2 protein-coding genes are annotated in these 1,782 nt (G+C 69.9%); both read left to right on the top strand.

Annotation, left to right across the window (positions count from 1 at the left end; genetic code table 11):
* Positions 1 to 1,145 (top strand): FtsK/SpoIIIE domain-containing protein (locus FH608_RS51100; protein WP_139638461.1); only part of this gene is annotated, 1,145 nt, incomplete at its 5' end.
* Positions 1,146 to 1,166: 21 nt separating this feature from the next.
* Positions 1,167 to 1,782: DUF2637 domain-containing protein (locus FH608_RS51095; RefSeq protein WP_152315458.1), on the top strand; the 616-nt coding region annotated here is incomplete at its 3' end.

The raw sequence follows: 1,782 nt of genomic DNA, 5'->3' as shown, positions 1-1,782 counted from the left end.
GGTTCACCACCGTTCCGGGCCTGGTGGCCTCGACCGGTGTCGTCCGGGTCAGGCGCCGCTTCCAGCGCATCGCCGTGGACACCGCACCCTTCATGTGGCTGCCCATGCCGACCCGCCACGGTTGGCGCGTCACCCTGCACACCCTGGAAGGGCAGATTCCAGCCGACTACGCCGACGTCGCCGAACGGTTGGCGCACTCCTGGGGCGTGCACGCCGTGCGCGTCTCGTCCGACAAGCCGGGACGGGTACGTCTGGCCGCCACCATGCGTGACCCGCTGGTCAAGGTCGACGAACTCCCGCCCTCCACCGAACTGCTCAAGGTCACCGTAGGACGCCTGGAGACAGGTGGACCGTGGGTCGTCGACTTCAAGACCGTCCCGCATTGGATCAACGCGGGGGCCACACAGTCCGGCAAGTCCAACCTCGCCAATGCGCTCATCGTCGGCCTGGCACCGCAACCCGTCGCCCTGGTCGGCTTCGACCTCAAGGGCGGGGTGGAGTTCACCCCGTACGCCTCGCGGCTGTCCGCACTGGCCACGAGCAGGGCTGAATGCGGCGGCCTGCTCGACGACCTGGTAGCGCTGATGACCGATCGCATGGGCATGTGCCGGATGGCCTCGGCGCGCAACATCTGGCAGCTCCCACCCGGTATGCGTCCGGTTCCGGTCGTGGTCCTGGTGGACGAGCTGGCCGAGCTCTACCTGATGGCCGACAAGTCCGAGAAAGACGAGATCGCCAAGACCTCGACCGCGCTGCTACGGGTGGCGCAGCTCGGGCGGGCCTTCGGCATCTACCTGTTCTGCTGCGGCCAGCGCATCGGCTCCGACCTCGGACCCGGTGTCACCGCCCTTCGCGCTCAGTGCTCTGGCCGGATCTGCCATCGGGTCAACGATCCCGAGACCGCCACCATGACGCTCGGCGACCTCGACCCGGCCGCGCTCGATTCCGCGCGCGCCATCGCCGCCGAGACACCCGGCGTCGCCATCGTCGCCTCACAGGACGGCCAGTGGTACCGCGCCCGCTCCTTCTACGTCAGCGAGCAGGCCGCCGAACACGCCGCCCGCCTCTACGCCGACCTCGCGCCGTCCTGGGACGAGGTCATGGCGGTCCACCGTCACCAGACGCCCGACTCGCAGACCGCCTGACGAACCGAGAGGAGGAACGAGATGCGCCGCTGCGCCGCCTGGCTGCTCGACACCGGACCCGTGCTCGTCCTGGCCGCCATCGCAGGTGCCGGCTCCTTCACCCACATCCGCGACACCGCCACCGAGAACGGCCAGCAGGGCTGGATGGCTTGGGCCATCGCCATCTGTATAGACCTGACCTGCGTCATGGCTGCCCGCGAACGCCAGCGTGACAGGAAGACCGGCAAAGTACGGCGTGGCCTCGTCTCCTGGCCGGTCCTGGTCCTGACCGGCGGCATCGTCCTCTCGCTGGCGGCCAACCTGCAACAGGCCGCCCCGACCGTTTGGGGCTGGATCACCGCCGCCACCCCGGCGGGCGCCTTCCTCGTCGCGGTCTCCATGCTCGAACGCCGCGCCACTGCCACCCGTACCGACCCGTCCCCGGACGTCCCGCAGACGTCCTCGCCCTGGGCGACGGCGTCCCCGTCCGTCCCGGACAGAACGCAGGCCATCCCGCCAGTGGACCGTCCAGCCCTCGTCCCCGCCAACGAGGCCGGCCAGGACGACGGACCCGCGCCCAACCCGCAACTGATCGACTACGCCCGCCGCGTCGCCGCTGAACACCACACCAAGCACGGCAAGCCCATTACCCGCGAGC

It is taken from the genome of Nonomuraea phyllanthi (genome assembly GCF_006334985.2).
Lineage (GTDB): Bacteria > Actinomycetota > Actinomycetes > Streptosporangiales > Streptosporangiaceae > Nonomuraea > Nonomuraea phyllanthi.
This window is presented reverse-complemented; position numbering and strand designations above follow the sequence as displayed.